The sequence below is a fragment of the Kitasatospora sp. NPDC006697 genome, assembly GCF_042869935.1.
GTDB lineage: Bacteria > Actinomycetota > Actinomycetes > Streptomycetales > Streptomycetaceae > Kitasatospora.
Map to the genome: position 1 here is coordinate 62,143 of NZ_JBIAGU010000032.1, position 26,978 is coordinate 89,120.

Below are 26,978 nucleotides of genomic sequence, written 5' to 3' on the forward strand. Positions count from 1 at the left end.
TCCTCCCCGACGCCGGCTGACCGAACGCTCGCCGCTGGGCTACTCCGGGCGGCGGCCGGTGAGATGCTCCCAGTGGTCGCGTGCCTCGTCCAGCTCGCGGCGGGCCTGCGGGATGCGCGCATCTGACTTCTGACGGGACGTGACATCGGCAAGACGTCGGCGGGCTTGCTCCGGGCCGGTGGTGTCGGCGATCACCTTGCGCAGTTCGGCCTCGGCCTGCGGCACCTTCGCCAGGCGTTCGGCCCTGGACACCTTGGCGTCGGCGGCTGCGTTGAACGCCTCCACGACGAACGCCCGTACGTCGGCCTCGGACGTCGCCTCGTCCAGCTCGACGGACACCATCTGCTGGCGACCCGTCGGAAGCGCCAGGTAGACGTGGCCGGCCTTGCCCGAGTACTCGCCGCGGATCGAGACCTCGTTCAGCGGGTACCGGTTGACGCGGCCCTCCGCGTGAACCTCCAGCACGTGCTCGTACAGCCACAGTCCCCCGACCGAGGACCGCAGCAGGCCCGTGCCGGGGTCGCGGAGCGCGGCCAGGTGCGCCCGGGCCAGCGCGACCCGGCTCTGGTAGGCCTGCTCGGCCAGCGCGACGTCTCCGGTGGCCGCCTCGCGTTCGCGAGCCGCCTGGTCCCGCAGCCCGCGCAGCGCGCTGCGGGCCGCGTCCAAGTCCCTGCGGTCGGCGGCGTACAACGCACCGAACGCGTACCGCCAGCCGCCGGGGTAGCGACCCATGCGCCAGACCACCACGCCCGCGGCCACGAGCACGCCGATCACGATCCAGGCCACGAACCCCACTGCTTCCTCCCTCTCCCTCGTCCTGCACCGGCCAGGCGCCCCCGGGCCGAGCCGATCGTACGAACGCCAGCCCAGCCTCGTACCGGAATCCGGAAAGCCCGGCAGGCGCGGGCCGGCTCGCGTGTACGAGCCGGGCGACGGGGTTCTACCGCCGGAGCGCGGGGCCGATGCTGTCCTTCCAGAGAGCGTGGGCGTAGTCCAGGTGCAGCAGCGCGATGTACCACCACAGGGATGTCGCTCGCCGCGTCGCCGGAGGTGGTGCGGCGCGCGGCGTTCTGGGCTTCTTGCAGCGTGCCGCTGACGCACAGCCATGTTGGCAAGGCGTCGTCGGGTGGGTCAGCCAGCCCGCAGGACCCGGGAGTTTCCAAGGGCAGGGTCTTCGGGACCGGGCTGGTCGGCGGGGGTATCCGCGTGAACGGCCGTGACGCTGACGAGTTCACTCTCGGCCTGACCGGGCTGGAGGCGGAAGCAGCAGTGCCAGCGCCACCTCGCGAGGCGTTCGTACCCGGCACGCAGCGCTGCGCGCAGCGTGGTCGTCCCCGGGTCGAGGACCCAGGTGCCGTCTCGGTAGTGCTCGAACCCCAGCCGGGACCATGCCTGGGCGAGTTGCTGGACCGCCACCTCGTAGGGGGTGTCATCGCGTTCGAGCGGTCCGGGGAAGAGGGCGAAGACGCCGGAGATGTCGCTCAGGTGCCGCAGGGCCATGCCGGTCAGGAAGACTCCGAGCCCTTGGCCGCGCAGGCGCTCGTCGATGGTCACCTCGTCGACGATGACGATCCGCCCGTAGGGCATCGCCATCTGCTCGCGGAGGTCGTCACGAAGTTCCCCGTCCTCGCCGAACAGGGCCTTGCCGACGGAGAACAGGTCCGCGCTCAGCTCGTCGAGGGCGGCCACCGGGTCGGGGCAGTAGCTGTCGATGGTGGTGATCCTCGCGGTGCCGACCGGGGTGTCGGGGCTGGAGTCGTACACCGTGTACATGACCACCTCCCACTGGTCGACGCCGTCGTCGAGGTAGGGGACGATCCGCTGCTGGCTGGTGTGGACGAGCATGAAGTCGTCGATGCCGAGGTCCAGCGCCACCGTCTGGGCGTCAGTCGACACGGCTGCCCGCCTCGTCCCGCGCCGCTGACTGCGCGGGCACGTGGTCCAGACCGCCGGCCTCGTCGGTCTCGGGGCGGGCGTGCGGGATGAAGCGGTTGTCGCTGTCCAGATCGGTGGTCACCGTGCCGGGCACGGCGGCCAGGTCCTGAGGGGTGGAGAGGATGACCTGCGCGCCGACGCGGGTCGTGTCGGCGAGCACCGCAAGTGCCGCGGCGACCAGGCGCTCGCCCTGCGGTCCACCGCCGATCCCGTCCAGCGGGGCGTCGACCCATTGGAATGCGGGCAGCAGCACGTCCGGCATCGTCGCGGCGGCCTCGAGCAGCGTCAGGTGCAGGGCAGTGTTGGCGATGCTGATCAGCCCGGCGGAGCGGGCCAGGCTGCGCAGTGGCCGGCCGTTGACCCGGGGGGTGAACGTTTTCGGGTCGATGCTGGCGCTGCGAACCCTGTCCGGTGCCATCGCCATCAGCTTCTCGGCGAACAGCAGCGACAGGTCGGCGGCCATCGTGGCGCGGCGTTCCTGGGCATCGCCCTCGGCGGCGGCCCAGGCGTCCTGCGCCTGCTGGGCTTCTTCCTTCGCCTGCCCGGCCTCGCGCTCCAGCTCTTGGATCCGGGCGAGTTCCTTGCGCCGCTCGCGGGCGGCGGCCCACCTGGCCCGCGCCTCGCGCTCGGCCGCGCCGGCCTGCGCCAGCGCCGCTTCCCGCGGAGCGATCTCCGCCACCCGGTAGGCCTCCGCCCTGCCAGCGGCGCGGCGGGCCTCCTCCTCCGCCCGGCGCCGGCCCGCGACCGCCTTCTCGACCGCCACGCCCGCGGCCTTCAGCGACTCCTCGGTGGCGGCGGCGGCCTTCTCGGCGGCTTCCAGCTCCTTCGCCAGGCGCGCCATGCGCGCATCGCGGCCGGCATCGGGCTGGCCGCACAGCGGACAGACGGGGCCCGGCCCGGTGCGGCTCTGCAGCTTCTGTTCGCACTCGGGGCAGTGCGTGAGGGGCCGCAGCCGTTCCTTGGCGCGCTGCAGCGCCTGGCGGGCCAGGCCCCGCTTCTCGTACAGCGGGCCCATCGCCTGCTGGGCCCGGTCGCCCGCCGCGGCGGCTTCCACCATGACGGTGCGGGCCCGCCCCGCCTCCTGCTCCCGGCCGGTCAGCACCGCGCGGTGCTGCTCGAGCTCACCGCGCAGGCGCTGCCCCTCGGCGCCCGCCGCATCCGCAGCCTTGGCGGCCACGGCGGCCTGCGTGTCCAGGTCGGCCGCGGTCGGCAGCCCGTAGGACAGGCGCTGCTCGGTGGCCTTGCGCAGCTCCGATGCCGCGCGGGTCGCCCTGCGGCTGGCGGCCGCCGCCTGCGCCTTCAGCTTGGCGGCTTTCTCGTCCAGCAGCCCGAAGACGACCTCGATGGTGACGGCCAGGTCCTGCGCGTTCGCGCCGCCGAAGGCCCGCAGCCCCGCGTAGGCCTGCTGCAGGTACAGCAGCGCCATGACACTGTCGATGGTCACCCGGCCCCGGGAGGTCTCCACCGACGGGATACCCATCAGCTCCAGGCTGAAGGATCCGGCGCTCTGCTCGCCGCCCTCGGGCTTGACCGGCAGGACCCGCACCTCGCCGGTCGCGGTGTTGAGGAACTCGACCTCCTTGCCGGCCAGGTCGAGAGTGACCGTCCAGGTCCCGGAGTCGACCTCCACGGTGTCCCGGATCGCCTGGACCTGGTCGACAATCACCCCGGTCAGCACCGGGCCGGTTGCGCCCAGGGCGGCGAAGGCCGACTCCGCGGCCGTGCTGCACCCGGCCCCGATGCTCGCCCGGAACTGCCGCAGAACCGCGTCGTGGCTGCGGCCGTCCCAGACCCCGTCGATCAGGAACTCCTGCCGGACCATCCGGAACTTGCCGGGCATACGGCCCCACCCCCATCGCGGCACCGCACCACGCAGCGCAACCACCGACGGCAACGAGCAGTTCCGAACCACGACACGGGAAGAGCCACGACGCCAGCCCATCGAGCGGCATCCCGGGCATCAGATTGACCCGCGGTCACCATTGGCGCATCCAAACGCGTACCGGACCTCCCGCCGGCCGATGCGAACACGACCCGGAAGCGGCCCGGTGCACCGTGAGCCGGGCCGGCGGGCCCGCCGCGCCGTGCCGATCCGTTCGGCGAGGCGTGTCGCGGACCGCCCTGCGCGATACAGCGGATCCACGATGATGAGATCCGCCCAGAACAACGGGCCCACAACCGCGCGGGGAGTCGCAGGTGACGATGCAGGCCGAGACCGGTACGCAGCAGGAACGCGTCATGGGACGGGCGTTCACGGTGCGCCTGGACCCCTACGGCCGCCCCACAGCCGGCACCGTCCGGCTGTCCTGCTCCGCCGCAGCCTGCGCCGACCAGCGCTTCCCCAGCGCTGCCGAGGGACGCCAGGCGGCGGTGGAGCACGTCAAGCTGCACGTGGCCCGCATCCGCACGGCCGGCGGGCCCCGCGCTCACGCGTACTGCGCCTGCCTGGCCGGCCGCTGCGCGTGGCACGTCCCCGATCCCGACGCGAGCGCCGGACGGCACGGCGGGACGCCGGCGGTGATGAGCGCGGTGAGGTGCGGCGGCGCGGTGGTTCTGGCGGTGTACGCGGACCGGACGGGGCGGCTGTGGCGGCTGGCGGAGACGTGTGCGCGCTGCGCGGCCGCCACTGCCGGCTGTCGGGTGCTGGCCAGCGCCGTGCCGGCGGCCCGCACCGCGTCCACCGAGGCGGCCATGGTCAGCGGGAAGCCGGGCCAGGCAGGGGAGCACCCGGGCGGCACCGTCGAGCGGAAGGTGGTGGCGGCGTTCTCCGACCGCGCCACCGCGCCCGCGACCGAGCCGCCCTCCCCCGCTGCCGCTCAGACCGTGCCCGGTGCCCGCGCCGCTTCGCCGGCGGGCGCCTCGCGGCGCTCGAAGCGGTGGGGGAAGATCGCCCAGCGGATCGTGCCGTACGACCTGGAGCCCGAGGTGCTGCGCACCGAACTCATCGAGCTCGGTGATGCCTTCCGGGATCTCCAGAAACGGACCGAACCCGACCACGCGCTGCTCGCCGAGCTCCAGGAGCGCAAGGCCCGCGCGTTCGACCTGTGGGCCGACGTCACCGGCGACACCAACCTGCGCCAGGAGGCGCGGCGCGCCCGGCAGGCAGCCGAGACCAGCCGGGAGACGCACCGCAACCGCACCGGACAGGTGACCGCCAGCACAGACGGCGCGACCGAGGTCGCGGTGGAGCGGCTGTTGACCCGGCAACAGGCCGCCTGCGCCCGCACCATCCTGGACCACGTCACCGCCCACGCCCCGCACCACGACCCCCAGGTCCACCTGGCCGTCCTCATGCTCACCCTGCGCACCGCGCGCACCGGCACCGGGAACGTCACCGGCCAGGACTTCACCGGCTGGCTCGCCGGCGACACCGAACGGGTCCTGGACCAGCTGATCGCCGCCGACTGGCTGCACCTGCCCGGCACCGTCACCGAGGCGCTGGACTCCCGCCCCGAGAGCCCCACCCTGGTCACCGTGCCCTCGCTGCTGCCCCGCGACCCGTACCCGTTCACCTTCGGCAAGTCCACCCGCCCCAAGCTCTCCGGCTGGGCACAGAAGACCATCGGCGACCGCAAACTCCGCAAGAAGAAGACGGACGCCGCCACCCGGCTCCTCGCCCTGTACACCGCCGCCCACACCCGCTCCGACGGCCACCTCGGCCACCCCGAGGCCGGCGGAATCCCGCTCGACACCGCGGCCGCGTTCTGCGCCCTGCCGATGGAGGAGATCAGCGAGCACGCCGGCCAGCTGGTCGCCGCCGACTGGCTCACCGAAGCCGACACCGCCGACGGCCTGCTCCACGGCCGGCTCGCCGAGCGGGTCTGGCCCCTGGGCGGGCTGCTGTAACACCGGTCCGGCTGCTTCCCTGAGCAGGGGATCCGTCCGCGCTGGCGGGCGGTGCGCAGCGGGATCGCCCCGCTCCGTACATGTGGCTTCGCGCGCGACGCGCGAAGCCACGGGCTGGTTGTGAGACAGCGCGGCCGTCGGTCAGTTCTACGGCGTCGGTGCGCAGCGCCGGCAGCGCCGATACTTGCGGCCGCCCTTCGGGCCGGTGTGCTGAGCTTCCCACAACCGGGTCTCTTCGATGGTCATGACCGTCCAGCCGCTGTCTGTCGTCGTCGCCGCCATCTCGAACTCGAAGTCGGCTTCGGTACCGCCGTAACGCAGGTCCTGCCGGTGGCAGAAGAGCCGGCGCTCTTGGACGTATTCCTCGCCGATCGGTCGGCTCCACTCTGGCGGTATTGCCTGCCGCACCACAGGGCAGGTGGTCTCGTGCAGTCCTGCGGAGCGGCCCGCGGTGAACGGCTACTCGTCCGGACTGTTGTAGCGGCGCCACCGCTCGGCCAGGGCATCGAGGTGCGGCTCGAAGCGGTCGCCGTACTTCTCACAGTCGGGGCACCCGCCGTCTCGGACGCACCAGGCGAGAAGGTCGTCGTGCTGCTCGTGCTGGCGCAGGTCCCACCGGTCGTAGAGGTGATCGGCGAGCCGCAGAAGCACCTCGCGCGCCGCCGTGGCCGTGATGGTGCCGGTCTCGATGGCGGCGACGAGGTCGATCATCGCTGGTAGCTCTACCGACTGGCCGTAGCCTTCCCGCAGCGGGCGCTCACGCTGACGTGGGAAGTCGATTCCGAAGGTGACAAGCACGTCGGGCATCTCGATTCCCGGAACAACCACGCTCACCTCTCCGCTGATCCCCACTGCGCTATCCCTCTCAATCGACTCGGTGTCGCTGAATCTCTTCCGCACTCCATCCGGTGACGGCCGCCACGTCCTTGTCCGGTGTCGAACGCAGCGAGAGCCATTCGCGCAGCGCCTCGGCCAGGGAGTCGGGCAGGCCGAACGTGTTCACCGGGACCTCGTCAACGTCCTCGCCAACATGGTCGATGTGGAACCAGGTGCCCGTGGGGTCCAGGCGGGCCGCCGCAGCGTCGTAACCGTCGAGGCCATTTGACCCGGCCTCAATCAGCGCATCTGAGCGCCAGTCTGTGATCTCCCACGAGTCCATTCCGGTTTGACCGCCGTTCACGATCCGGTGCCCGGCCTCTTCGAGGCGCCGAATCTCTTCCTCCCGCGCCTCCTCAGCGGCCAGGTTTGCGCACAGAAGCTCGCCGATGTACTCCCTGATCGGTCCGTCGAGAGCCATCTGTTGAGTGTTGCCAGTCGTGCCGTTGGTGGTCATGGTCATCTCTCCTCGATGGCGGCCGCCGTGGGGACGGACGGCAGGGTCGACGGTAGCGGTCGGCGGGCGGGGGCGGGGGCGGAGCGGTCCTGGTCACGCGGCACCGGAGAGGGTGGCCGGCTGAGCACGGTTGATCCGCAATGGGACGGCGTGGCCGCGGGTGACAGCGAGGGCGGCGTGGTGGCGGGCAAGGGCTTCGCGGGCGCGGGCGACTTCGGCCAGGGCCTCCTCATCTTGGACGCAGGGGCGGTGAGCTGCCTCGGGTTCGCGCAGGCGGTTGTAGTGCTGGCGCAGGATCTCCTCCTTCGCGGCAGCCTGTTCGTCGAGCGCGGCCTGGCGGGCCTGGGCCTGGTCGCGCATCTGCTGGCGGAGCTGCTGATAGACGGCGTTGTCGGCGAGCGGGGGCGCGCTCGGAGTGGTTGCCGGGGCAGTGTGCTGCCGGGCCGGGGTCGGTTCGACGTCGGGTGCCGGGGCGGGGACGACGGCCGCGCCGACGCGGATGTCGATGGCGCGGACGGTGTCGGGGCGGGCGTGGTTGAGCTTGGCGAGGAGCTGGCGCTGTTCCAGGCGCAGCTTGGTGGCCCAGGCCGGGGAGTCGCAGGTGATGCGCAGGGTGCGGGTGTCGGCGTTGAAGCCGGCCGGGGACCAATGGAGCGCTTCCTCGGTGCCGACGAGCTGGGCCCAGTTGGTGCGCATGGTGCCCTGGGCGGTGCCGAGCGCCCAGCCCTGGGCGGAGGCCATGGCGGGCACGACGGCGGCAAGGGTGGAGGGCTCGCGGGCGGCCCGGCCGGCGCGGGCGATCTGCTGGCGGGTCGGGACGGTCTTCTTCAGCGGGGCGTTGCCGTTGAGGCGGGCGGTGCGGCGGGCGGCGCGCAGCGCGGTGCGGGCCAGGTCGGCGCCGCCGGGCTCCGGGGTGGTGCTGGTCATGCGGTGAACCTCCTGACCGGGATGCGAGCGTGCTCGGCGGCGCCGGCGATCTGCGCGTCCAGGGCCCGGTGGTCGATGAAGGCGAGGACCAGGTCGGCGTCCTTGATGAGCCGGGCGGCCAGGTCCTCGTCGGTGAGCGGCGGGTGGCTGTGGTCGGCGCCGATGTCGAGGCAGCCGCACGGACCGTCGCGGTAGACCGGTTCGGTGGGCTGGCTGTTGGCCTCAGCCCAGCGGCGGGCCAGGTCGCCGACCTCGCCGGCGGCCTCGACGCGGCGCACGGCCAGCTGGTGGAGCGGGCCGCGGTCCTGGACGATGTCGTGCCACGTCTCCAGCAGCACGTCCTCGACCAGCTGCTCATCGACCCAGCCGGCCGGGCCGGTGACGACGACCCGGGCGGAGACGACCTTCGCTCGGAAGCCGGCGATGTCGGGCGCTCCTTCGAGCCGGCCGAGCTTGGCGAGCAGGGACCGGCCGACCAGCTTGACCATGGTCAGGTGGGCCCTGGTGCTGCACAGCAGCACCAGCTCGCGAGTCTCGCGGTCGTAGACGGGCACGGTGCGGGGCGCCAGCGCGGGAGCGACGATCCCCCACCACGGGAAGCCCCGTTGGAGGGCGGCGCGCAGCTCGTCGGTCATCGGGTCACTCCCAGCTGAATGTTGGGGTTGGCGGCGAGCTGGGCGTACTGGGCGACCAGCTCGGCGCCGAAGCGGTCGAAGGCCTGGTCGCCAGCGGCTTCCATCTGGGCGAGCGCGGCCGCGGGCAGGTAGGCGGCCTGCTGCAGGTCCTGCCTGGTCGCGGGCGCGGTGGTAACGGCCGCGCCGAACAGGTCGGCCATGAACTCCAGCTCGCCAGTCAGCTCGCGGACGGCGGCCACCGAGGTGTCCTCGACCCGGACGGCGGCCCGCTCGGCCACCGCCTGGTCGTGCTGCTCCTGCTCGACGTCCTGGCGCAGGGCGTGCGCGATCAGCGAGTGCGGCCGCTCCGGGCGCCACAGCACCCCGGCACACCCGTACTGAGCTGCGATCTCGCCCAGCCAGGTCATGGCGCGCTGCTCGTCCCAGCCCCTGGCCGCGACGTCGTTGAGCACCCACCGCAACTGGTCGTGCGAGGCCTGCCGCACCCACGGAACCCGCCGGTACGCGACCCGGGCCAGCCGGTCACCGGCCACCATCATCGCGGCCGTGACGACCTGCCCGAGCACGGTGGTCCGCCGCTGCCCGGTCGTTCCGGCCTGCTTGGTCGCCCGCTTCCTCCTGGTGCTGGACTTCTCGACACGGGCCCCGCCCGTAGTTTTTGAACCATCTACGGAGGGAGAGCCAAGGCAGTCAGTGGTACCGACCTGCATTGGGGTGCAACGGGTGGTGCTGACGGGCTGTCGGGTACGGCTGTGACGAACGGTGCGACGGGTACGGCGAAGGCGTGCCGCGGCCTTCTTCCCGAGCTCCGCGATCAGGCCCCGGCCCTCCTCCGAGATGCCGGTCATCCGCCGCTGCACGCCCTCGCCCGCGGTCCGGATGCTCAGCGCCTGGTCGTAGCTGACCGGGATCAGGCGCTCGTACTCGGACGCCAGGCAGGTGACCCGCTTCTGACCGGCCGTCATCGGCAGCCGGGTGCCCACCAAGCGCCAGGCCAGCAGGCCGGTCGCCTGGAGGATGTCCCGGTGGTACTGCACGGTCCGCCGGCTGCACTTCAGCTCGCGCATCAGGTACGCGATCGACGGCCGGCACGGCGTCAGCTTCGACAGCACCTCCGCCAGCCGGAGCGTCGTCTCGCAGAACCGGGGGCGGCGCGGCGGCGGGACGTACAGGCCGGCCCCGTGCACCCAGTGGACCGCCTGCATCCACGAGTACCCGTCCAGCGCGATGCGTCCGGCCGTCCCCGACACCAGCTGGTGCTCCAGGGGCACCCATGCCGTCCGGGCCGGGACCACGGCGGTGACGTCGGCCGGCTCCTGGCGCTGACCCGGCACCACCGCGACCGCCGCGCTCACCGGACACCTCCCGATCGGACGCCGGAAGCACCCGGGCACGACGGCGCGGCCGCCACCGCCGGGACGGCGGAGGACAGCGGGAGCGGGGCGGAGGTAGGAACGTTGACGGATCGCACGCGACATACAGGGGCCGAGAACCCCCACCCGTGTGACACGACAGCCTCATCCAAAAGAGTGATCTGCGTCACGCAGGGCTGACGGCGCGGCGGGCGTCCGACAACCGGTCCGCTAACCGGTCCGTTGCGAGAGGCCAGGCAGGGAACGGGAAAACGGCCCTCGGGCCGACTGAACACGGGGCCAGGGACACCGAAACCAGTGGAGCCGACAACGGCACCACGGATACGGCGAGACTGGCAGCCCGCAGAGCGGTGCTGCAAAATGACAACGCCTCCTAGCGATAGGTGGGCACGAAAAAGGCGCCCTTCGTGGGTGCTGGGCCTCGAAACCCAAGAAATTCGCCTGACCACCCGGTTGGAAGCCGGAGGTCGGGCCCTCGCTCAACGAGTTGGGAAGCTCGGAGAGCGGTGAAGTGAAGGCCGCGTAGGACTGGTGGTGGAACACCAGGACCGGGAAGCGGCCGGGCGGTGTAGACCGGGTGGAACCGGTCAGGAGCCGCCCGCAGTCGGCTACGTCACCTCAACAACCCCCTCAGGGGGAGAGGTACGGCCGCACACAACGACGACGGCACCCCGCCGGAGCGACTCAGAAGCAGTCGCCTCCACGGCGGGGTGCCGCCTGTGTGTCTGAGAGTGGGATTGGGTACCCTGATGCATGTCGAGACCAGCCCAGTTAGGTCGTCGGCCGTGCCCCCGGAGTGCCGCCTCGCGGGGGTTAACCATGTATTGATCGTTGTCGGGGATCAGACTACTCCCTCGGCACACGGCGCACTCGAGTCCCCACCCTCCGTGTCGAACTGATGCAGCGACACGTTGACGGCGAACCAGAACGCGGGATACGGACGGGGTCACTCCGCCTCCCGCAGGATCTCGAGGGCATTCTCGACCGAGAGCCCACGGTCGTCCTTCGCATCCGTCCAGCGTCGGAGCGTCGCGGCCGTCGCGCGCAGCAGTTCGTCCGGCATGCCTGCTGCCCGCAGGGTGTCGGCGGCCTCCTCCAGCTCCGGCGCCCACCTCCACGCCCGCGATGCGGTCTTGGGGATGTAGTCGGTCTCGACGAGGTAACTGCCCTGCCGCTTGCTGGCCACGTCCAGCAGCGCCTGGTCGACCCCGTGATGCTGCGCCAAGCCGTAAGAAAGCGCGGCGAGCACCCGGCTGGCCTTCTGGTAGGCGGTGTAGGAGACCTTCAGCGCGGACGCCTGACCCACCTTGGCGCCTAGGACCGGCGTCGACACCGCGGTACCGACGAACAGCCTGCTGATCAGCTCGGTCGCGGCCGGCGGGCCGGACAGGAACAGCCTGCAGCGCTTCGTGCCGACTGGGGGCGAGCCGATCACTGCGCCGTCGACCACTGCCGACGCGCTGCGACCAACCAGCTCGCCGATCCGCTGTACCCGCCCCGGGCTGATGGCGTTGCCCTCGACGAAGACGCCGAGGAACCGGTGGCTGGCGACCTCGCGGGCCACGTCCTCGGCCGCAGCAGGCGGACACAGGCTCAGCACCACCTCGGCCTGGTCCAGCAGCTCGCCCAGCTCGGCAACCGGCTGCAGCCCGGCCTGCTCGGCCCGCCGCATCGTCGCCGCGCTGCGCCCGGCCGAGCACCACAGCACCTCGGCGCCAGCCGACGCGGCGCAGGCGGCGACGGCAGCGCCCATGTTGCCCGGGTGCAGCACGCCGAGAGCCGGTTGACGGCCCGTCACTGGGCACCGCCGAGTACGTGCTCCAGGGCGTCCAGGATGCCGGGGGCGATGAAGTCCGGTGCCGGGCCGCCCGGCCAGGGCCGGCCGTGGGAGATCCAGACGGTGCGCAGCCCGGCCTCGCGGCCGCCGACGACGTCCAGCTCCGCGTTGTCGCCGATCATCCACCCGCCCTGGGAGAGGTGCCGGCCGACGCCGACGGCCGCGGCCTCGAAGATGCGCTGGTCGGGCTTTCGGGTGCCCTCGGAGATGCAGACTGCGTCGGCAACGGCGGCGATGCCGGAGGCCGCACCCTCGTTCGGTACAGCTCCGACTGCCGGTCGTTGGGCTCCGAACCCAGCTCCACCAACAGCGCCTCCACCAGCGCCCGTGACAACGGGTCCTTGTCCAGCAGCGGCCACCCCGTGAGCTCCGACAGGAACCGCGCAAGCTCGGTCTTCCCGGTCCCGGCGTAGCCGCCGACAAGGACGAGCGTGGTGGAGTTCGTATCGCCGCCCGTATGCCGACGCTTCCACGCGTCCATCACCCGCTGCTGGAACCCGATCGCGTCGATAGCACCGTCACCGGGCGTCAGGTGCATCAACGCCCGCTCCACCGCCAGGACATGACTGCCATTGTGCTTGTGGTCCATCGGAGTCAGCGCGAACGAAGCCGGCTCCTCACCCGGGAGCGGATTCCGGAAACCGAGCTGCACGTCCGTCGCCCCGTAAAGCAACGCGTACGCTCGCCTGTAGTGCGGAGTCGGGTACGCCTCGCCGAGCTCGTGCATCGAGATGGTCTGCGGATTTCCCGCCGGCACGCTCAACCGCGCCTGCTCAGCGACTGTACGCAGCTTCTCGCCCGCCTGATCCAGCGTCAGCCCATGCGCCTCCCGTTGCTCGCGCAGCTTGTACGGCTGCCAGCCCGGGTGCTCCTTGGCCATGCCCCCCACCGCCTTCATCGTCATGTCTCGGAGCCTACGAGCGGCTCGTCAAAACCCGTGTGTAGCTGGACGTTGAACTGCATTGAGAAACTGCTGTAGCTCTACGTGATTCTCCACTCACGGCTGGCCGACTTTGATGGTCATCACAGTCAGTCATGATTCGGAGGTCGGACGTGAGCTCGTGGTGCATGGGGATGTCAGGAGTCGAACTCGTAGTCGAGGACGTAGGCCTGACTGTCGAGGACCATTACGTTCACCTCGACTGGCCGGTGGTTCTCGGCCCAGGCCGTGCGCACGATCTGAATGACCCACACGCCCCTCGAGAGGCTGAGGCGCTCGGCTTCCTCCTGCTGCGGCGGTCGGCAGCGCAGCTCCTCACGGAAGTGCACAGGCATTGCGCCAAGCTCGGTCAGTCGTGCGTATGTGCCACCTGGACCAGTGTCGGGCTGCGTGATCTGGGATCCGGCCACGAGGCTCTGAGGGAGATAGGACCAAGAGAGCAGTACCGGTCGGCCTGCCACTACGAAACGGCGCGACCGAAGGCAGGCATCACCATTGCCCGCCAGCTCGAGGGCCGTGGCAACTGAGGCTGGGGGAGAGGCATGTTCCTCAACCATCAGTTGGTCGACTACAAGGCTACGACTCTCGTCCGTCGACCAGATCGACGCGCCAGAGCCCCACCGGTCCTGCGCGAGACGCTGAATACCGTGTCGGCGGATGGGGGCGAACGGCTCGCGCACGAAGATCCCAGCCGTTGCGCGGGCCTCCACCAGCCCCTCGTCTCTGAGTAGCCCGAGTGCCTGGCGAACGACCCCCGGAGAGACCCCGAACTGAGAAGCAAGTGCTCGCTCAGGGGGGAGCTGCGCACCAGGACCGTACTCACCAGTGGCGATCGCGGCTCGCAGGGTGTCTGCCAGCAGCTGGTACTTGCTCGTCATTGGAAGCCTCCTTCCCGGCGATCTTACGGTCCCTATACAGCAGGGGCTTATTGCTCTGGAGCAGCGAGGCTACCAATCGTCTTGCGTCATAGCAAAGCTTGACTGCTACGTAGCAACATGCTCAACTGGTCTCGTCGCAAGACAGTGACTCTCCCAAACCGAGAGATCACTTACTGCGACGTTTGCGCAGGTAGTCGGTGCCCTCGTGGGCGTCGGATGCCGGCACTGAGCAAAACAGCGGTTGTCAGCCGCCTTCGGGCGGTGGCGAGGTCGAGGGGTTGAGCTCTAGCTCCCCCAAGCGCCGGACGGCTGTACCTCATAGCAACACCGAACGACCTTTGAGCAGCGTGCTGCGCTGCCTGTCCGCCAGGACCATCCGACATCGGGCCGGTCCTGGCGGGCGGAGAGAGCAGCAGCCTCTCGCCCTTCTCCCCCTCGACCTGCCCCGGGAGGACCCCGATGTCGATCTACCGCACCCGCTCTCGCCGTACTTACGGCCGCGAGCCCCTCCAGTTCAGCAAGCTCAACCCGGCCGACATCGACATGCTGCCGGGCCTGCAGATCTCCATCCTCTGCCGGAAGTGCCTCAGCTGGCACCGCGTCGTCGGCAAGACCGACCGCAGGGTGGTCCAGCACGGACTCGGCAACGGCGAACCTTGCCCGGGCGGCAACCGGCAGGTCCGGATCGACATCACGCCGGAGCAGTGGCTGGCCCGCCGTCGGCGCCAGCAGCTGGAGGCGCTGCCGGCGCAGACGCGCCGCGCGGCCCGCCAGCACTTCAAGCCGCTGCCCGCCGTGCCCGGCCCGGTCCACCTCATGGCCACCCCCCGGCCCGCCGTCGAGCTCACGGCGAGGGAGCGCACCCAGCAGTGGAAGGACCTGGAGTCCGCCGTCAAGGACGCGAACGACCGCCGGGCGGAGCCGCTGAAGGGCGCCATCGGCCCGATCCGCGGTGCCGGCGTGCCGACCGAGAAGCGCAACACCCAGGAGCAGTCCCAGATGCTCGCCAAGAAGCGCACCGCTCAGACGTCCGTCGCCTGACACCACTGGGCCGGGCCCGCTTCCAGAACTGAATCACCCTCACCACCAACCGCGGCGGCCCGGAACTCTCCGGGCCGCCGCTTCGCATCCCAGGAGATCCCCGTGCGCTACGCCATTGTTCCCCGCGCGCTGCTTGAGCAGCTCATCGAGATCAGCACCCCGAAGGTGAAGAAGAACGCCGGCGCCGAGCCGCTCCGCAGCGACGAGCGCCGTACGCCCGCCGAGGACCGGCTGGTCGCGGCCCGCAGCCCGCTGCGGTCCGGGCCGCGCTGGGTGTTCCGCCGGCCGATGCTCTACGCCTCCGGCGCCCCGGCCCCGGTCCACGCCTGAACAGCAGCTTCTCCTGCGACGCTGCCCGTCGCTTCCGCCCCGGACCGGTGCGGAGGCGGCGGGGGGACGGCAGGAACAGTGCCCCGCCAACAGCGACGGCCCCAGGAATGCGAGTCCTGGGGCCGTCCACGTCGCCTGAACTGGAGGCAACGACCTTGCTGCACAACATCATCGCACGCCCCGCGCTGCTGAACACCGCGCCCGGCGACAGCGACCCCGACATGGACGAGGCGCTGCGCGGGGCCCCGGGAGGTGGCCGGTGATGGCCGCCACCGTCTTCGGCACTGGCACCGCGCCCGACCTGACCGTGCAGGAGCCGATCCTGCCCGCCCCGCGTCTCGGCCTGTACCTGGTGCACCGCTTCGGCGGGATCACCGCGCACCTGACGGCCGACCAGGACACCGTGCAGACTGTGCGGGCCCTGGCGCTGACCGTCCTGGTCGCCCACGGCGTCGACCTGGAGACCGCCGAGTCCGCGCAGCTGGTCCTGTCCGAGCTGATCGGCAACGCGGTGCGCGCCTGCGGTGAGCACGCTCCGCTGGTCGTGGAGGTCTACCGCGTCGAGCACGACGCGGTCGTTGCCGTCCACGACCCGCTCGTCGGTGCCGGCCCCCGCCGCGCCGACACCGCCGTCGACAGCGACGAGGCGGAGACCGGCCGCGGCCTGGTCCTCCTCGACGTCCTCGCCCCCGGCTGGACCGTCAAGCCTTCCCCGATCGGCAAGGGAATCCGCGCTCGCATCACCGCGGCCCGTTGACGGCCACCTTCCTTCCCCGCCGCTGCGCCCGGGCCTCGTACCGGTGCGTAGCGGCGCCACAGCGTGCTTCACGGCTTGGAGGCCGGCATGCAGAACGACATCACCACCATCACCGGGTTGATCACCGGGCGAGAGCAGACCAGCCACCGCAGCGACCAGCTCGCGATCGGGCTCGGTCAGGCCGCCCTGACCGCCTGGGCCGACACCACACTCGCCAAGCCGGCGGCCGGCGGCGCGCTCCTGGAGCAGCGCCACCTGCTGGCGGAGGCCGCTCACCCGGAGACCGTCGCGGCGCTGCACCACCTCGCCCACACCGCCCGGATCAGCTGATCGAGAGGAGCCCGCACCATGACCACGACCACGACCAGGCCGACGACCGCCGCCGAGACCGACTGGCGGATGCGCGCGGCGTGCCGCGAAGAGGACCCGGAGCTGTTCTTCCCGATCGGCAACACCGGTCCGGCCCTGCTGCAGATCGAGGAAGCACGATCGGTCTGCCGTCGGTGCCCGGTGATGGAGGAGTGCCTCACCTGGGCGCTGACGACCGGTGAGGACGCCGGCGTCTGGGGCGGGATGAGCGAGGACGAGCGGCGGGCGATGAAGCGCCGCGCCGCCCGCAACCGCGCCCGCACCGCCTGACCAGCAGCGGTTGCTGCCGTTCGCCCCCGCCCCGGAACCGCCGGTCGCGGGGGCGTTCGACGGTGCCCGACGCACCCGTACACCACCACGGAGGTCATCATGCTCGTGATCAGCCTCAGCGACTTCGACAAGGTCGCCCAGCAGCTCGAGGGCCGCCACCACCCGCACTTCCAGGGCATGGCGAAGACCGAGTACAACAACGTCGTCTTCACCTTCAAGCCGTTCACCGGCACCGAGGAGGAGCCGGTGACGCCCACCGGCATCTGGCAGGACGCCTCGCTCACCCGCGAGGCCCGCGAGATCCTGGCCGGCGAGTACACGGACGCCCACGCGCAGTGGAGCGACGCCCGGTACGTCAGCGCCCTCAAGCGAGCCGCGGCCGACACCGGCACCGCCAGCCGCTGGACCACCTACGTCCAGGCCCGCCAAGAGATGGACACCCTGTTCTCGCAGCTGCGCGCTACCCCGGACACCCACTGGCGTGCCTGCGTCTCCAAGCTCGTGGACGCCCAGGAGCTGGTGCTGGCCGCGGCCAAGTCGTGGGACCGCAAGGGCTTTGAGATCGCCCGCATCCACCACGCGCACCGCCACAGCGACCTCAGCTTCAGCGTGGCCTACAAGCGCGCCGGCATCGAGGCCGACTCCTGGGCCGTCGACCACATCGACGACTACGACCCCTACGACGGCGGGCCGCTCACCCACAACGTCACGGTGGCCATCGAGGCGCAGCGCGAGCACCTGCGCACGGTCGCCGCCCTGACCGGCGACCGCTCCGTCTGACCAGCCGTCGGCCAGTTGTCGTTCGCCGCCGCGCCCTGCCCAGGACCGACCGGGTGCGGGGCGCGGGGGCGTTCGACGGTGCCCGGCGCACCTGCCCCCTCTCCCCTATATGGGAGGACCCCACCCTCGCCGTCGTCCAGACCGCTCCCACCCGCTGACCACCCCCAACCCGGCACGAGACCAGGAGAGACCCCGTGAATGAGAGCACGCAGACCGTCCCCGCCGAACTGCGCAGTTGGTCGACGCACTGGCCGCAGTACCAGCCGGTGGACGTGACCCCGGCCGAGCTGCAGCCAGCAGCTCTGGCCACCGCCGTGCCCGGCTGGGCCGAGGCCGCAGCCACCCCGGCCGACGTCCACGACTGGGACGAGCGCCGGCGCTGCGCGCTCGTGCCGTTCGAGCTGGACGCCCGCGGCTGGCCGCTGCACCCGCGCGGCCGCACCGGCTCCACCGGCCGGAACCTCGGCCGGTGGGGCGAGAACAGCGCCGCCGACCCGATCGTGGTCGCGGGCAACGGCCGGTCGCGCGTCGTGCTGCTGATCACCCGCGGCGACATCGGCGTGGAAGCCATTCCTGGCGGCATGGTCGACCCGGGCGAGACCGCCCCGCAGGCACTGGTCCGCGAGCTGCGCGAGGAGACCGGAGTCGACCTGGCCGGCCACCACCCGATCATCCTCGGCCGCGACATCGTGGACGACTGGCGGCAGACGGACCACGCCTGGGTCAGCAGCACCAGCGCGCTGTTCCAGCTGCCCGTCGAGGTCACGGCGGTGGCCGCCGACGACGCGGTCGGCGCGGGCTGGTGGCCGTTCGGCTCCCTCAACCAGCTCGACATCGCGATCGGCGCCGCCGGCCGCACCCTGTACGCCGCCCACCGCCCGCTGCTGCAGCGAGCGGTCGACTACCTCAACCAGCTGAAGTAGCCCCGGTTGTCGTCGTTCGCCGCCACCCCCGCCCAGCACGACCGGGTGCGAGGCGGCGGCGTTCGACGGTGCCCGACGCACCCCGGCGTTGCCGCCGTACAGAGAGGAGACGAGGTGACCATCACCGTCGACAACCCGGCCCGCACCCACCCGGTGCCGGCCGCACGCCACCCCGCCCCCGCGGGCGGCCCGGCCCCGGCACCCGCCGCCGGCCTGGTCCACGTAGTGACCCGCCAGGAGTACCTGGCGGCCAAGGAGGCGCTGGCCAAGCTGGAGCGCCTCGGCGAGCTGATCACCCGGTCGCTGATGACGATCGGCGGCGGCGCTCTCATCTTCACCTGCGTCAACGTCACGCTGTTCGCGATGTCGCACGACATCCCGGGCTGGATCGCCTGGATGCTCGACCCGCTGGCCTCCCTGGCGCTGATCACCGTGCTCTACGTGGACGGTGTGCTCACCGAGCAGGGCGGCGAGCGGGCCAAGGGTTGGCCGTTCCTGCTCCGCTGGTTCGCCGGCCTGTCCACGTGGTCCATGAACGCCTGGACGAGCCTGTTCCCGGACGGCGTTTTTCACGTGGTGCCACAGCAGCCGGACGCCGGCGGCCTGCTGCTCCACTCCGTGGCCCCGTTCCTGCTGATCACCCTGGCCGAGGCCTCCTCCGGCTACCGCGCCTACCTGGCCCGGCGGCTGGCGGAGCTGCGCCAGGTGATCCAGGCCTACGAGGACCAGGAGCAGGCGGCCAAGAAGGAGCGCGAGGACCGAGCCCGGGCCGAGCGCGAGAAGGCCGAGGCCGAACGCGTCGAGGCCGAGCGTGCCGAGCGCCAGGCGCGCAGGCTTCGCGAGGACCGCGAGTACGAGGAGCGCCGGGAACGCGAGCGGATCGCGGCGATGGCCGAGCAGGCCGAGCGCGCCTCGAAGGCGGAAATCGAGCGGCTTCGCGAGCAAGCCACGATCGAGGACGCGAGGGCCAAGCGTGAAGCCGAGGCTGCTCAGCGGGAGCGCGATGCGGAAATCGAGCGACTCCGCGAGCAGACCGCGCTGGAGAACGCGAGGGCTCAGCGCGAGGCCGAGCAGGCCCGGCTCGCTCAGGAAAACGAGGACGCCAAGGCTCGCCGCGAGCAGGAAATCGAGGCCGAGCGCGAGCGCCTCGCACGGGAAACCGAGGAGGCTCGCAAGCGGGTCGAGGCGGAGGCCGAGGTGCTGCGGATCAAGGCCGAGGGCGAGGCTCAGGCCAAGATCCTGCTGGCGGAAGAGCAGGTCAGGCAGCAGCAGGTGGCCGAGCAGGAGCGCCGGGAGAAGGAGGCCGCGGAGGCGGAGGAGAAGCGCCGCAAGGCGGAGGAGCGCGCCGCTGCGAGGCAGCAGCGGCTGTCCTCGCAGAACGCTCGCACCTCCCGCACCGGCGCCTCGCGTTTCCCCTCGGAAATCGCCTCGCAAAACGGCGGCACGGTCCCTCGCGAACTGCGCTCGCAGCTGCGCGAGCAGGCCGAGCGCGAGGTCGCGCGGCTGATGTTGGAGGGCTCGCAGATCGACAACGTCGCGATCGGCGAGCGCTACGGCAAGGGCGAGACGTGGGTCGGAGACCGCATCCGGAACGCGAAGAAGCGCCTCGCGGACGACTCGCAGTTCGGGGACGAGGTCATCGCCTCCGCGCTGGAGGACGAGATGCCGGTCTCGGACGAGACGAAGAACAGCGACCAGGACGGCGGCGAAGCAGCTGCCTGACAGGCCGTCGGCTCTTCCGCTGGTCACCAGGGCGAAGCAAGCGCCCTGGTGACCGGCGAAGGCGCCGAAGCGCCGAGCACCACCGTAGCGGCCGCTGGCCGCTGGAATCGAGATGAGGGAGGGAGCGGTGAGCGGTACCGTCCAGCCGCCGGCCTGGCGGCGCAAGCGGACCGAGAAGCGCAGTGAGCAGCGGAAACTTCGGGTCGAGGCGCATGTGGCGCGGTTGCGGTCCGAGGCGGCCGCGGCCGGGAGGCCGCAGGACGTCGCTGCGGCTGAGTGGAACATTCTGCGGTTGACGATCAATCGGCTGCCGGAGGCGGCGCAGGGCGGGGAGTGGATGCAGATCACCGCTGTCCTGCGTCAGATTTCGGCGAAACTCGCAGGTCAGAAGTGGTGAGCCCTGAGCGCCCGCAGTCTGTGGTGTACGTCATCGGGTCGGACCAGTTCCGCCCGGTGAAGATCGGCACGACCAACGACTTGTCCCTGCGTCTGAGGGCTCTGCAGGAGCCTCGCCGTTCGCTCTGCAAGTCCTGTGGGCGGCCGAGGGCGACAGGGCGCTTGAGCTGCGGATTCACCGGCGGCTCGAGCGCTTTCGAGTCCGTGGCGAGTGGTTCGACTTCGGTGACGGCGACCCGGTGGGCATCGTCGCCGGGGCTGTCCAGGCGCTGGTCGGCGGCCCTGCGGCGGCCGGGCCTGGACGGCAGGCGAAACTGCGGACCCAGCCGCGGATGAGCCTGGGGACACGAGTCCGAACGACAGCAGCGGCTGGCATGCCGTGGCCCCGCTCGCCGAAGCGGCCGGCCGCCAAGGTCTCGACCGCAGACCGCATTCTGACGCTCCTCGAAGATCGGGGAGTAGTCACAACGGCGATGGTCGTCGATCAGCTGAACGCCCATCACTCGACGGTTGTGACGGCCCTTCGTCGGCTGCAGAAGGACGGCTTGGCGTCGCACATCGCGCACGGATTCTGGGCCGCTGCTGAGGAACACGCACCGTAGCTGAGATCGCGAATTACGCATGGATGCGAATCCGCGTACGCGTATCTGCCCGCCCCTAACGCGTAGGCGGGCGCACGGGCGCGCGCGAGAGTACCCGCCCACTATGCGTAACCGCAAGTCGCCGCCAGCGGCGGCTGCACCCGATCTTCCGGGCCGTCACCAGGCGGCCCACGAGCCCTGTTTGGTGATCCACAACACCCCCTTGGGAGGGGACGATCATGGCTGTCATCGAGGCTGTTGTCGGCGCCGGAGTCGGCGTCGCGAGCATGGCCCTGTCCGCGGCGATGCAGGTGCTCGCCAACGGCGGGCAGACCGTCACCGCCGGCATGGGCCGGCGCCACCGCGGCGGCGCCGGCCGTACCGGCGGCGGGGTGTCCGGGGCGCTGAACGGCGCGCTGGCGAAGCTGGAGATGCCCCGGCTGCACATCGCGATGTTCACCGCCGGCGGGGTGGGCCTGGCCGGCACCGGCCTGGGCCACCTGATCTCGACGGCCACCACCTGGGCCAACCACACGGCCGCGAGCCTGATGACCGACTGGGTCGGCGTCGGGCTGGGCTGGCTGGTGTCGCTGGGCGCGGCGGTGGTCCTGCTGATCGACATCCGCGACGACCGGTGCACCCCGCGCACCCTGGCGCTCGCCGCGACCATGCCGTTCTTCGTGACGGCGATCCCCGGCAAGGTCGGCCACGGCGCGGCCACCGCGATCAGCGTCATCGCCCGTTTCGTCGGCCACCTGGTGGCCTCCGCCTTCGGCATGCAGTGAAAGAGGAGCACCCTCCATGGAGCTGCTGATCATGATGGCGATCGCGTACGCGCTCGGCGGCGGGGTCACCGCCGGGCGCGAGACCGCCGCCCAGCACACCAAGACCCCCAAGCCGCCGAAGCCGATCGACCGCACCGAGACGGGCAAGAAGATCGCCCAGGGTGCGATCAACTCGATCGCCCGCGTCTACACCTTCACCTCCGGCGCGAAGGAGGGCTGGCGCAAGGCCTGGCCGGAGACCAAGACGGCCATTACCGAGCGCCGCGCGAAGGTGAAGGCCGACCAGGCCGAACGGAAGGCGGCCAAGGCTGCCAAGGCGGCCGGGCAGCCGGAGCCGGACGAGGACGGGATCGTCGACGCGGAGATCGTCGAGGACGAGGTCGTCAACACCTCCGGTCCCAAGGCCCCGAGCGCCGAGACGATCGCCGAGGCGAAGACGAAGGAGGCGGCCGACGCCGACGCGAAGGCCGACGCCACCGTCCACGTCCACGTCCACACCGACCCGCCGCCCCCCGCCCCCGCCCCCGCCCCGGCCCCGGCTTCGCCGGCACCGCCCACCCCGCCCGCCGCTCAGGCAGCGCCTCCGGGGCCCGGGGCACCCCCGCCCGACCACCTGCAGTACGCACGGCCGGGCACGGACGACCCCACACCCCACCGGCCCGGGCTGCGCCTCGTCAAGGACCCGCAGGAACAGCCCGCGGCACCTCCTGCCCCCGCCGCCGCTGGTGGTGGCGGGACTGCTACTGCCACCGCACCGAGGAGCACCATGACCAACCTGCCCACCGCCACCGCGCTGGTCACCGAGGTGACCGGCGTCGAGTCGCTGATGAAGTACCTGGCCCAGATGGCGCGCTGGGCTCGGATGGAACGCGACGACGCCTCCGCGGCGGTCCAGCGGCTCACCCAGCTGGAGGCCAAGGCCGAAGCGGCCTACGCCGCTGCTGCCGCGGCGAAGTACGACGCGGCGACGCTGGGCCAGCTGGCTGCGATCGCCGAGCAGCTGGGCCAGCTGCGGCTGAGCCGGCAGGGGGACCTGAAGGCCTCCGAGCTGGCCGAGCGGAACGCGTCCACGGCCTCTTCCAACGTGTGGTCGCGCCACGGCTCCATCCAGGAGGCCGTGGACGCCGCACCGGTCGACATGGCCGAGTCCACCACCTACGGCGACTGAGTCCACAGCCCCGTTCACCCGCACTTTTCAGGAAGGGGATCCGCATGGCGGAGATCACCTACAGCCAGGTCCGAGCACTGCTGATCGCGCTGGCCCGGGCCACCGCCGTCGAGGAGCAGGCCGCCCGCGACCGCCACTCCCGCGTCATCGCGAAGGTGGTCGAGGCGGACCGCAACTACCAGGTCACCGTCGCCCTCGGGTTCGACCCGCTCACCCTGAACGACTTCCGGCTGGTCGGGGACGCGCTGGTGTCCCAGGCCGCCCAGGTCGTGGAAGCGGCCAACACCGCGATCGAGCTCAACGCCATGGCGCTGACCGCCGGACGCGACATCGAGCACCGCCACGGTGCCATCGACCAGGCGGTTGCCTCCGCCCCGGTCCCGGCCGCCAACCGCGAGGCCTACAACCGGTAGCGCCCGCAGGAGTGACACCCCGGTCGGGCACCACACCGCCCGCTCCACCAGCCAGGTGGGGCGGGCGGCCTGGTGCCCGGCCGAGGTGCCGCAACCGGTACCCGCACCCGCCGAACACGAAAGGGAGAGGCCGATGCGCCGCAACCCCATGGACCTGATCTACCTGCTCGGCATGTTCGGGCCGGTCATCGTCCTGCTCGTCATCCTGCTCGCCCACTGAACCCGGAAGGAACCCGCACACCATGAAGCGCACCCCCGCCCCGGCCGGGACGGACACCACCGCCGAGCAGGGCGCACCGCTGAGAAGCCGGCTCGCGCGCGGCGCCTGGCGGCGCCTGCACCGCAACCGCCGCCACCTGCCCCCGCTGGCCGCCTCCCTCGTCCTCGCTGGTTACGGCCAGGCCCTGACCAACGCCCCGCACGGCGTCATCGGCGCCATCGCCGCCGACGCCGCCCTGCCCGCCGCCGTCTTCGCCGCCCGCGCCTGGCGGGCGAAGAAGCCCTACACCCGGCGCAGCACGAAGTTCCTGCACCGCCACCGGGCGCTGCCGACCCCGCCGGACCGTCCGATGCGCCGCGCCGAGCTGGTGCGCACCTCGGCGGCCGCCACGGCCTGCGGGCTGCTGCTGACCGCGATGCCGATCACGCACACCGGCCCCTTCGAGGCGCCGATGGTGGGCTGGTGGTGGCTGGCGCTCACCCCCGCCACCGCGATCCCGTGGTGGTGGCGGCGCCGGATCCGCGCCACCACCGAGACTGCCCCGCTCGGCCAGGAGGAGCGGATCGCCCGCTGGGCGGAGAAGGTCGGCGCCAGCCGCGGCGCGCTGCCCGGCTCGACCCTGGTCGATCCGGTCGACACCGGCGAGGGCGCCTGGGAGGCGGTGATCGAGCTGGACGGCGGCCGGCAGACCACCGCGACCGCGATCTCCGCCACCACGATGATCGCCTCCGCCTACGGGCTGCCGATCTCCTCCATCGCGGTCGACGGCGTGCCCGGCGGCGCGGCCGACAAGGCCAAGCTGCTGGTCTACGACAAGAACCCGCTCAAGAAGGTGCCGGTCTTCCCCGGGCCCGAGGCGCTGGACGTGAAGACCGGCATCGCCCGGCTCGGCCTGCACATCGACGGCGGCCCCGCCCAGTACCAGATGTGGCGGCCCGGCTGGGGCGCGGTCCACACCCACATCTCGGGTGCGACTGGCTCCGGCAAGTCCGCCCTGCTGCGCTCGCTGTTCGCGATCGAGCGGCACTCCGGCCTGGTCACCTCCTGGGGCGGGGACCCGCAGGAAGGCAAGTCCTTCGGGTTCTGGCAGGACTACCTGTCCTACTTCGCGCCCGGCGTGGACGAGTGCATGGGCATGCTGATCGCCGCCGACGCCGAGCTCACCCGCCGCTCCAAGGCCTCGGCGTTGACCGTCTGGTACGACGAGGACGGCGACCTGATGTTCGGCGACACCGACTGGTCTCCCACCCCGGAGGAGCCGCTGATCTCGGTGACGATCGACGAGTGGCAGGACGTGTGGGGCAACTACCCCGAGGCCCTGGACTACGCGGTGCGGATCGCGATCCTGGGCCGCAAGGTCGGCATCAAGCTGCGCCTGGTCACCCACCTGCCCACCCTCGACTCGCTGGGGACGCCGAAGCTGCGCCAGCCGCTGACCGCGGGCAACAACATCGCCTTCCGGACGACGGAGCGTTCCGCCGGGTACGTGATCAACCTCCCGGCCGACCCGAACGACATCCCGGCGGTGTGGCCCGACGAGCCCGGGGTGCCGACCTCCGGCATGGGCTACCTCAAGGGCGTCGAGGAGCGGGCCGCGATGTTCCGCGGCTGGTCCCCCGAGCGGTCGGGGATCGCCACCCGGTGGGCCAAGCGCGGCACCCCGGCGGTCGTCTCCGCCGAGGCCGCCGAGGAGATCGGCCCGCTGTACACCGAGTGGCGCGACCGCCTGGCGGCCCGCCGGCGCGGCGAGCTCCCGGCCGTACCGGGCGTCACCGACGAGCCGCAGGAGGAGACCGCCGACGCCAAGCCGGCCGGGAAGGGCAAGCCGCAGAAGAAGGGCAGCGGCGCCGGCACCGTCGCTGCGGCGAAGGTGTCCTTCGACAAGCTGTCCGCCCCCGCCGTCTCCTTCGACCAGCTGGTCACCACCACGGTCACCACCGGCAGCACCCCGGCCCGCGGTGACAAGAAGAAGGCGATCCTCGCGTTCCTCGAGCGCGAGGAGCAGGCCACCACCGGCATCATCGCCGCCCAGCTCAAGATGCCGCTGTCCACGGTCTCCTCCACCCTCAAGCGCGCCGCCGAGAAGGGCGAGGTCATCGACCTCGGCCACGGCGCCTGGGGCTCCCTGACCGCCCTGGCCGCCGCCTGACCCGCCCACCCTGCCCGCCGCCCCGACCCCGGGGCGGCGGGCCCATGCACTCCGAGAGGACCACGCCATGGACATCCGCCACCCGCTCATCACCGGCACCCCCACCAGCGGCAAGACCAGCCTGCGCCTGATCCTCGAGGCCGAGGCGGCGGCCCGCGCCTCGGGCGCCGTCACCGGGGAGAGCAAGCCCGCCGCACCCGCACTGCCCGCCGCCGGTCGAGACGACCGGTACGCCGACGCCACGGCCAGTCTGATGATCGCCCAGGCGCTCGTCGCCCTGCGCGGCACGGCCCGGGGCAGCGGGCAGCCGGTCGTCGTCATCGACGAGGCCCCGTACCTGCTGGCCGCTGCCGGCCCGGCCGGCGACGCCGCCCGCACCGCGCTGCTGCGCGTCGGCCGCACCAACCCCTGATCCGCCGTCACCGCATCCGTCACCGCACCGTGCCCGCCGCCCACCACTCGGGCGGCGGGCACGGCCCGTCTCGAAGGGAATCCCTGCCTTGACCTCCACCCACGCCACCCAGCGCTACGCCGACCTGACCCTCCAGCACGAGGAGGCCGCTCTCCTGGCCACCCCGGCGCCCCGGCCGCCGGCCGACCAGCTCATCGACACCGCCTCCGGCACCGTCGCGATCGGCCGCCACACCGACGGCACCCCCGCGCTGCTGCCGCTGTGGAACCGGTACGGCGCCGCCCACTCCCTGATCGCCGCGCCCACCGGCTCCGGCACCAGCACCCTGCTCGACCACGTGGCCGCCGCCGAGGCGACCACGCCCCTGATCGAGTCCCGCCTCATCGACGGCCGCGCCGTTGCCCACGGCTTCGGCACCGCCGGCCCGGCCGACCACGGCGTCCGCACCGCCACCGAGCGCGGCCAGGCCCTGGAGATGCTCGGCGACGTCTTCGACACCATCGGCCGGCGCCGCTCCAGCACCGACCCCGAGCTGCCCTACGCGCCCACCCCGCAGCGGCCGCTGATCACCCTGACCCTGACCGACTGGCCGGAGATCGCCGCCGACGAGGAGATCGCGCGCCTGGCCCACGCCATCTGTGTGATGGGCCGCAGCGCCGGCGTCGGGCTGCGGGTGGCGACCTGGTCGGTGCGGCTGATCGACGGCGCCGCGCTGAACCACCGCCTGACCCGGGCCACCCGGATCCACCTCACCGTCCGGTCCGCGCCGGGCCAGGGAACCCTGGCCCCGCACGCGGCCGCCCCCGCCCGGGCGTTCCGCACCTGGGCGCCCGCCGCCCGCTGACCCGGCCTCACACGCCTGTCTCCCGGCCTCTCCTGGGGCCGCCGGACCGCCCCGCCACCCGGGCCGGGCCCGGCGGCCCTGGAAGGCGCCGAGCCGCCCCCCACACCCCGCTTC

31 protein-coding genes and 1 pseudogene are annotated in these 26,978 nt (G+C 72.0%); 19 read left to right on the plus strand and 13 right to left on the minus strand.

What is annotated here, in order from left to right:
- Positions 1–39: 39 nt before the first annotated feature.
- The 3 genes from ACFYNO_RS32895 to ACFYNO_RS32905 form a co-directional block, all read right to left on the minus strand.
- Positions 40–795, minus strand: coding sequence for a hypothetical protein (locus tag ACFYNO_RS32895; protein WP_388021093.1), 756 nt, complete (start codon positions 793–795; stop codon positions 40–42).
- Positions 796–1,131: 336 nt separating this feature from the next.
- Complete coding sequence (locus tag ACFYNO_RS32900; RefSeq protein WP_388021095.1) at positions 1,132–1,896, minus strand: hypothetical protein; 765 nt, start codon at positions 1,894–1,896, stop codon at positions 1,132–1,134.
- Positions 1,886–3,775, minus strand: coding sequence for a hypothetical protein (locus tag ACFYNO_RS32905; RefSeq protein ID WP_388021097.1), 1,890 nt, complete (start codon positions 3,773–3,775; stop codon positions 1,886–1,888). Before ACFYNO_RS32905 ends, ACFYNO_RS32900 begins: the two co-directional genes overlap by 11 nt.
- A gap of 362 nt (positions 3,776–4,137) precedes the next feature.
- Here ACFYNO_RS32905 and ACFYNO_RS32910 point away from each other — a divergent pair, with 362 nt between their 5' ends.
- Positions 4,138–5,781, plus strand: a complete 1,644-nt coding sequence (locus tag ACFYNO_RS32910) for a hypothetical protein (protein WP_388021228.1) — start codon at positions 4,138–4,140, stop codon at positions 5,779–5,781.
- Between the two features lie 147 nt (positions 5,782–5,928).
- Here the strand turns inward: ACFYNO_RS32910 and ACFYNO_RS32915 are convergent, their stop codons facing one another.
- The 10 genes from ACFYNO_RS32915 to ACFYNO_RS32960 all read right to left on the minus strand — a co-directional run bounded on the left by ACFYNO_RS32915 (position 5,929) and on the right by ACFYNO_RS32960 (position 13,704).
- Positions 5,929–6,192 (minus strand): hypothetical protein, encoded by a 264-nt coding sequence (locus tag ACFYNO_RS32915; RefSeq protein ID WP_388021099.1) that lies wholly within the window; start codon positions 6,190–6,192, stop codon positions 5,929–5,931.
- Positions 6,193–6,240: 48 nt separating this feature from the next.
- A complete protein-coding gene (locus ACFYNO_RS32920; RefSeq protein WP_388021101.1) occupies positions 6,241–6,633 on the minus strand; it encodes a hypothetical protein in 393 nt (130 codons plus the stop codon).
- A 13-nt stretch (positions 6,634–6,646) separates the two neighbouring features.
- Positions 6,647–7,114 carry a hypothetical protein gene (locus ACFYNO_RS32925; protein ID WP_388021103.1) on the minus strand — a complete coding sequence of 156 codons (468 nt, stop codon included), beginning with the start codon at positions 7,112–7,114 and terminating at the stop codon, positions 6,647–6,649.
- A 93-nt stretch (positions 7,115–7,207) separates the two neighbouring features.
- Positions 7,208–8,041, minus strand: a complete 834-nt coding sequence (locus ACFYNO_RS32930; RefSeq protein WP_388021105.1) for a DciA family protein — start codon at positions 8,039–8,041, stop codon at positions 7,208–7,210.
- Positions 8,038–8,676 (minus strand): hypothetical protein, encoded by a 639-nt coding sequence (locus ACFYNO_RS32935; RefSeq protein ID WP_388021107.1) that lies wholly within the window; start codon positions 8,674–8,676, stop codon positions 8,038–8,040. Before ACFYNO_RS32935 ends, ACFYNO_RS32930 begins: the two co-directional genes overlap by 4 nt.
- Positions 8,673–10,031 (minus strand): hypothetical protein, encoded by a 1,359-nt coding sequence (locus ACFYNO_RS32940; RefSeq protein WP_388021108.1) that lies wholly within the window; start codon positions 10,029–10,031, stop codon positions 8,673–8,675. The genes ACFYNO_RS32935 and ACFYNO_RS32940 overlap by 4 nt, the downstream gene beginning before the upstream one ends.
- Positions 10,032–10,995: 964 nt before the next feature.
- Complete coding sequence (locus ACFYNO_RS32945) at positions 10,996–11,847, minus strand: DUF1932 domain-containing protein (protein WP_388021110.1); 852 nt, start codon at positions 11,845–11,847, stop codon at positions 10,996–10,998.
- A complete protein-coding gene (locus ACFYNO_RS32950; RefSeq protein WP_388021230.1) occupies positions 11,844–12,122 on the minus strand; it encodes an HAD family hydrolase in 279 nt (92 codons plus the stop codon). The genes ACFYNO_RS32945 and ACFYNO_RS32950 overlap by 4 nt, the downstream gene beginning before the upstream one ends.
- Positions 12,005–12,790, minus strand: coding sequence for a hypothetical protein (locus ACFYNO_RS32955; protein ID WP_388021232.1), 786 nt, complete (start codon positions 12,788–12,790; stop codon positions 12,005–12,007). Before ACFYNO_RS32955 ends, ACFYNO_RS32950 begins: the two co-directional genes overlap by 118 nt.
- Positions 12,791–12,963: 173 nt before the next feature.
- Complete coding sequence (locus tag ACFYNO_RS32960; RefSeq protein ID WP_388021112.1) at positions 12,964–13,704, minus strand: GntR family transcriptional regulator; 741 nt, start codon at positions 13,702–13,704, stop codon at positions 12,964–12,966.
- Positions 13,705–14,163: 459 nt separating this feature from the next.
- Here ACFYNO_RS32960 and ACFYNO_RS32965 point away from each other — a divergent pair, with 459 nt between their 5' ends.
- From ACFYNO_RS32965 to ACFYNO_RS33050, 18 genes and pseudogenes are all read left to right on the plus strand, one after another.
- The gene (locus tag ACFYNO_RS32965; RefSeq protein WP_388021114.1) at positions 14,164–14,745 is read left to right on the plus strand and encodes a hypothetical protein; all 582 of its coding nucleotides are present in this window, start codon (positions 14,164–14,166) and stop codon (positions 14,743–14,745) included.
- Between the two features lie 102 nt (positions 14,746–14,847).
- Positions 14,848–15,075, plus strand: coding sequence for a hypothetical protein (locus ACFYNO_RS32970; protein WP_388021115.1), 228 nt, complete (start codon positions 14,848–14,850; stop codon positions 15,073–15,075).
- Positions 15,076–15,337: 262 nt separating this feature from the next.
- Complete coding sequence (locus tag ACFYNO_RS32975) at positions 15,338–15,832, plus strand: ATP-binding protein (RefSeq protein ID WP_388021117.1); 495 nt, start codon at positions 15,338–15,340, stop codon at positions 15,830–15,832.
- 87 nt (positions 15,833–15,919) lie between these two features.
- Complete coding sequence (locus ACFYNO_RS32980; protein WP_388021118.1) at positions 15,920–16,162, plus strand: hypothetical protein; 243 nt, start codon at positions 15,920–15,922, stop codon at positions 16,160–16,162.
- Between the two features lie 18 nt (positions 16,163–16,180).
- Complete coding sequence (locus ACFYNO_RS32985; protein ID WP_388021120.1) at positions 16,181–16,471, plus strand: WhiB family transcriptional regulator; 291 nt, start codon at positions 16,181–16,183, stop codon at positions 16,469–16,471.
- Positions 16,472–16,570: 99 nt separating this feature from the next.
- The gene (locus ACFYNO_RS32990) at positions 16,571–17,251 is read left to right on the plus strand and encodes a hypothetical protein (RefSeq protein WP_388021122.1); all 681 of its coding nucleotides are present in this window, start codon (positions 16,571–16,573) and stop codon (positions 17,249–17,251) included.
- 194 nt (positions 17,252–17,445) lie between these two features.
- Positions 17,446–18,174, plus strand: a complete 729-nt coding sequence (locus ACFYNO_RS32995) for an NUDIX domain-containing protein (RefSeq protein ID WP_388021124.1) — start codon at positions 17,446–17,448, stop codon at positions 18,172–18,174.
- A gap of 114 nt (positions 18,175–18,288) precedes the next feature.
- Positions 18,289–19,896, plus strand: coding sequence for a hypothetical protein (locus ACFYNO_RS33000; protein ID WP_388021126.1), 1,608 nt, complete (start codon positions 18,289–18,291; stop codon positions 19,894–19,896).
- 127 nt (positions 19,897–20,023) lie between these two features.
- Complete coding sequence (locus ACFYNO_RS33005; protein WP_388021128.1) at positions 20,024–20,293, plus strand: hypothetical protein; 270 nt, start codon at positions 20,024–20,026, stop codon at positions 20,291–20,293.
- 121 nt (positions 20,294–20,414) lie between these two features.
- Positions 20,415–20,504: pseudogene (locus tag ACFYNO_RS33010) on the plus strand (hypothetical protein); the annotation flags it as partial.
- A gap of 27 nt (positions 20,505–20,531) precedes the next feature.
- A complete protein-coding gene (locus ACFYNO_RS33015; protein ID WP_388021130.1) occupies positions 20,532–20,894 on the plus strand; it encodes a hypothetical protein in 363 nt (120 codons plus the stop codon).
- Positions 20,895–21,112: 218 nt separating this feature from the next.
- Positions 21,113–21,658 (plus strand): hypothetical protein, encoded by a 546-nt coding sequence (locus ACFYNO_RS33020; protein WP_388021132.1) that lies wholly within the window; start codon positions 21,113–21,115, stop codon positions 21,656–21,658.
- Positions 21,659–21,674: 16 nt separating this feature from the next.
- On the plus strand, positions 21,675–22,826 hold the full coding sequence (locus ACFYNO_RS33025) for a hypothetical protein (RefSeq protein WP_388021134.1): 1,152 nt from the start codon (positions 21,675–21,677) through the stop codon (positions 22,824–22,826).
- 44 nt (positions 22,827–22,870) lie between these two features.
- A complete protein-coding gene (locus ACFYNO_RS33030; protein WP_388021136.1) occupies positions 22,871–23,239 on the plus strand; it encodes a hypothetical protein in 369 nt (122 codons plus the stop codon).
- An 85-nt stretch (positions 23,240–23,324) separates the two neighbouring features.
- A complete protein-coding gene (locus tag ACFYNO_RS33035) occupies positions 23,325–23,459 on the plus strand; it encodes a hypothetical protein (RefSeq protein ID WP_388021138.1) in 135 nt (44 codons plus the stop codon).
- 22 nt (positions 23,460–23,481) lie between these two features.
- Positions 23,482–25,608 carry a hypothetical protein gene (locus ACFYNO_RS33040; protein ID WP_388021140.1) on the plus strand — a complete coding sequence of 709 codons (2,127 nt, stop codon included), beginning with the start codon at positions 23,482–23,484 and terminating at the stop codon, positions 25,606–25,608.
- Between the two features lie 67 nt (positions 25,609–25,675).
- Positions 25,676–26,020, plus strand: a complete 345-nt coding sequence (locus ACFYNO_RS33045) for a hypothetical protein (RefSeq protein WP_388021142.1) — start codon at positions 25,676–25,678, stop codon at positions 26,018–26,020.
- A gap of 88 nt (positions 26,021–26,108) precedes the next feature.
- Positions 26,109–26,864 carry a hypothetical protein gene (locus ACFYNO_RS33050; protein WP_388021144.1) on the plus strand — a complete coding sequence of 252 codons (756 nt, stop codon included), beginning with the start codon at positions 26,109–26,111 and terminating at the stop codon, positions 26,862–26,864.
- The last annotated feature ends 114 nt before the right edge of the window (positions 26,865–26,978 follow it).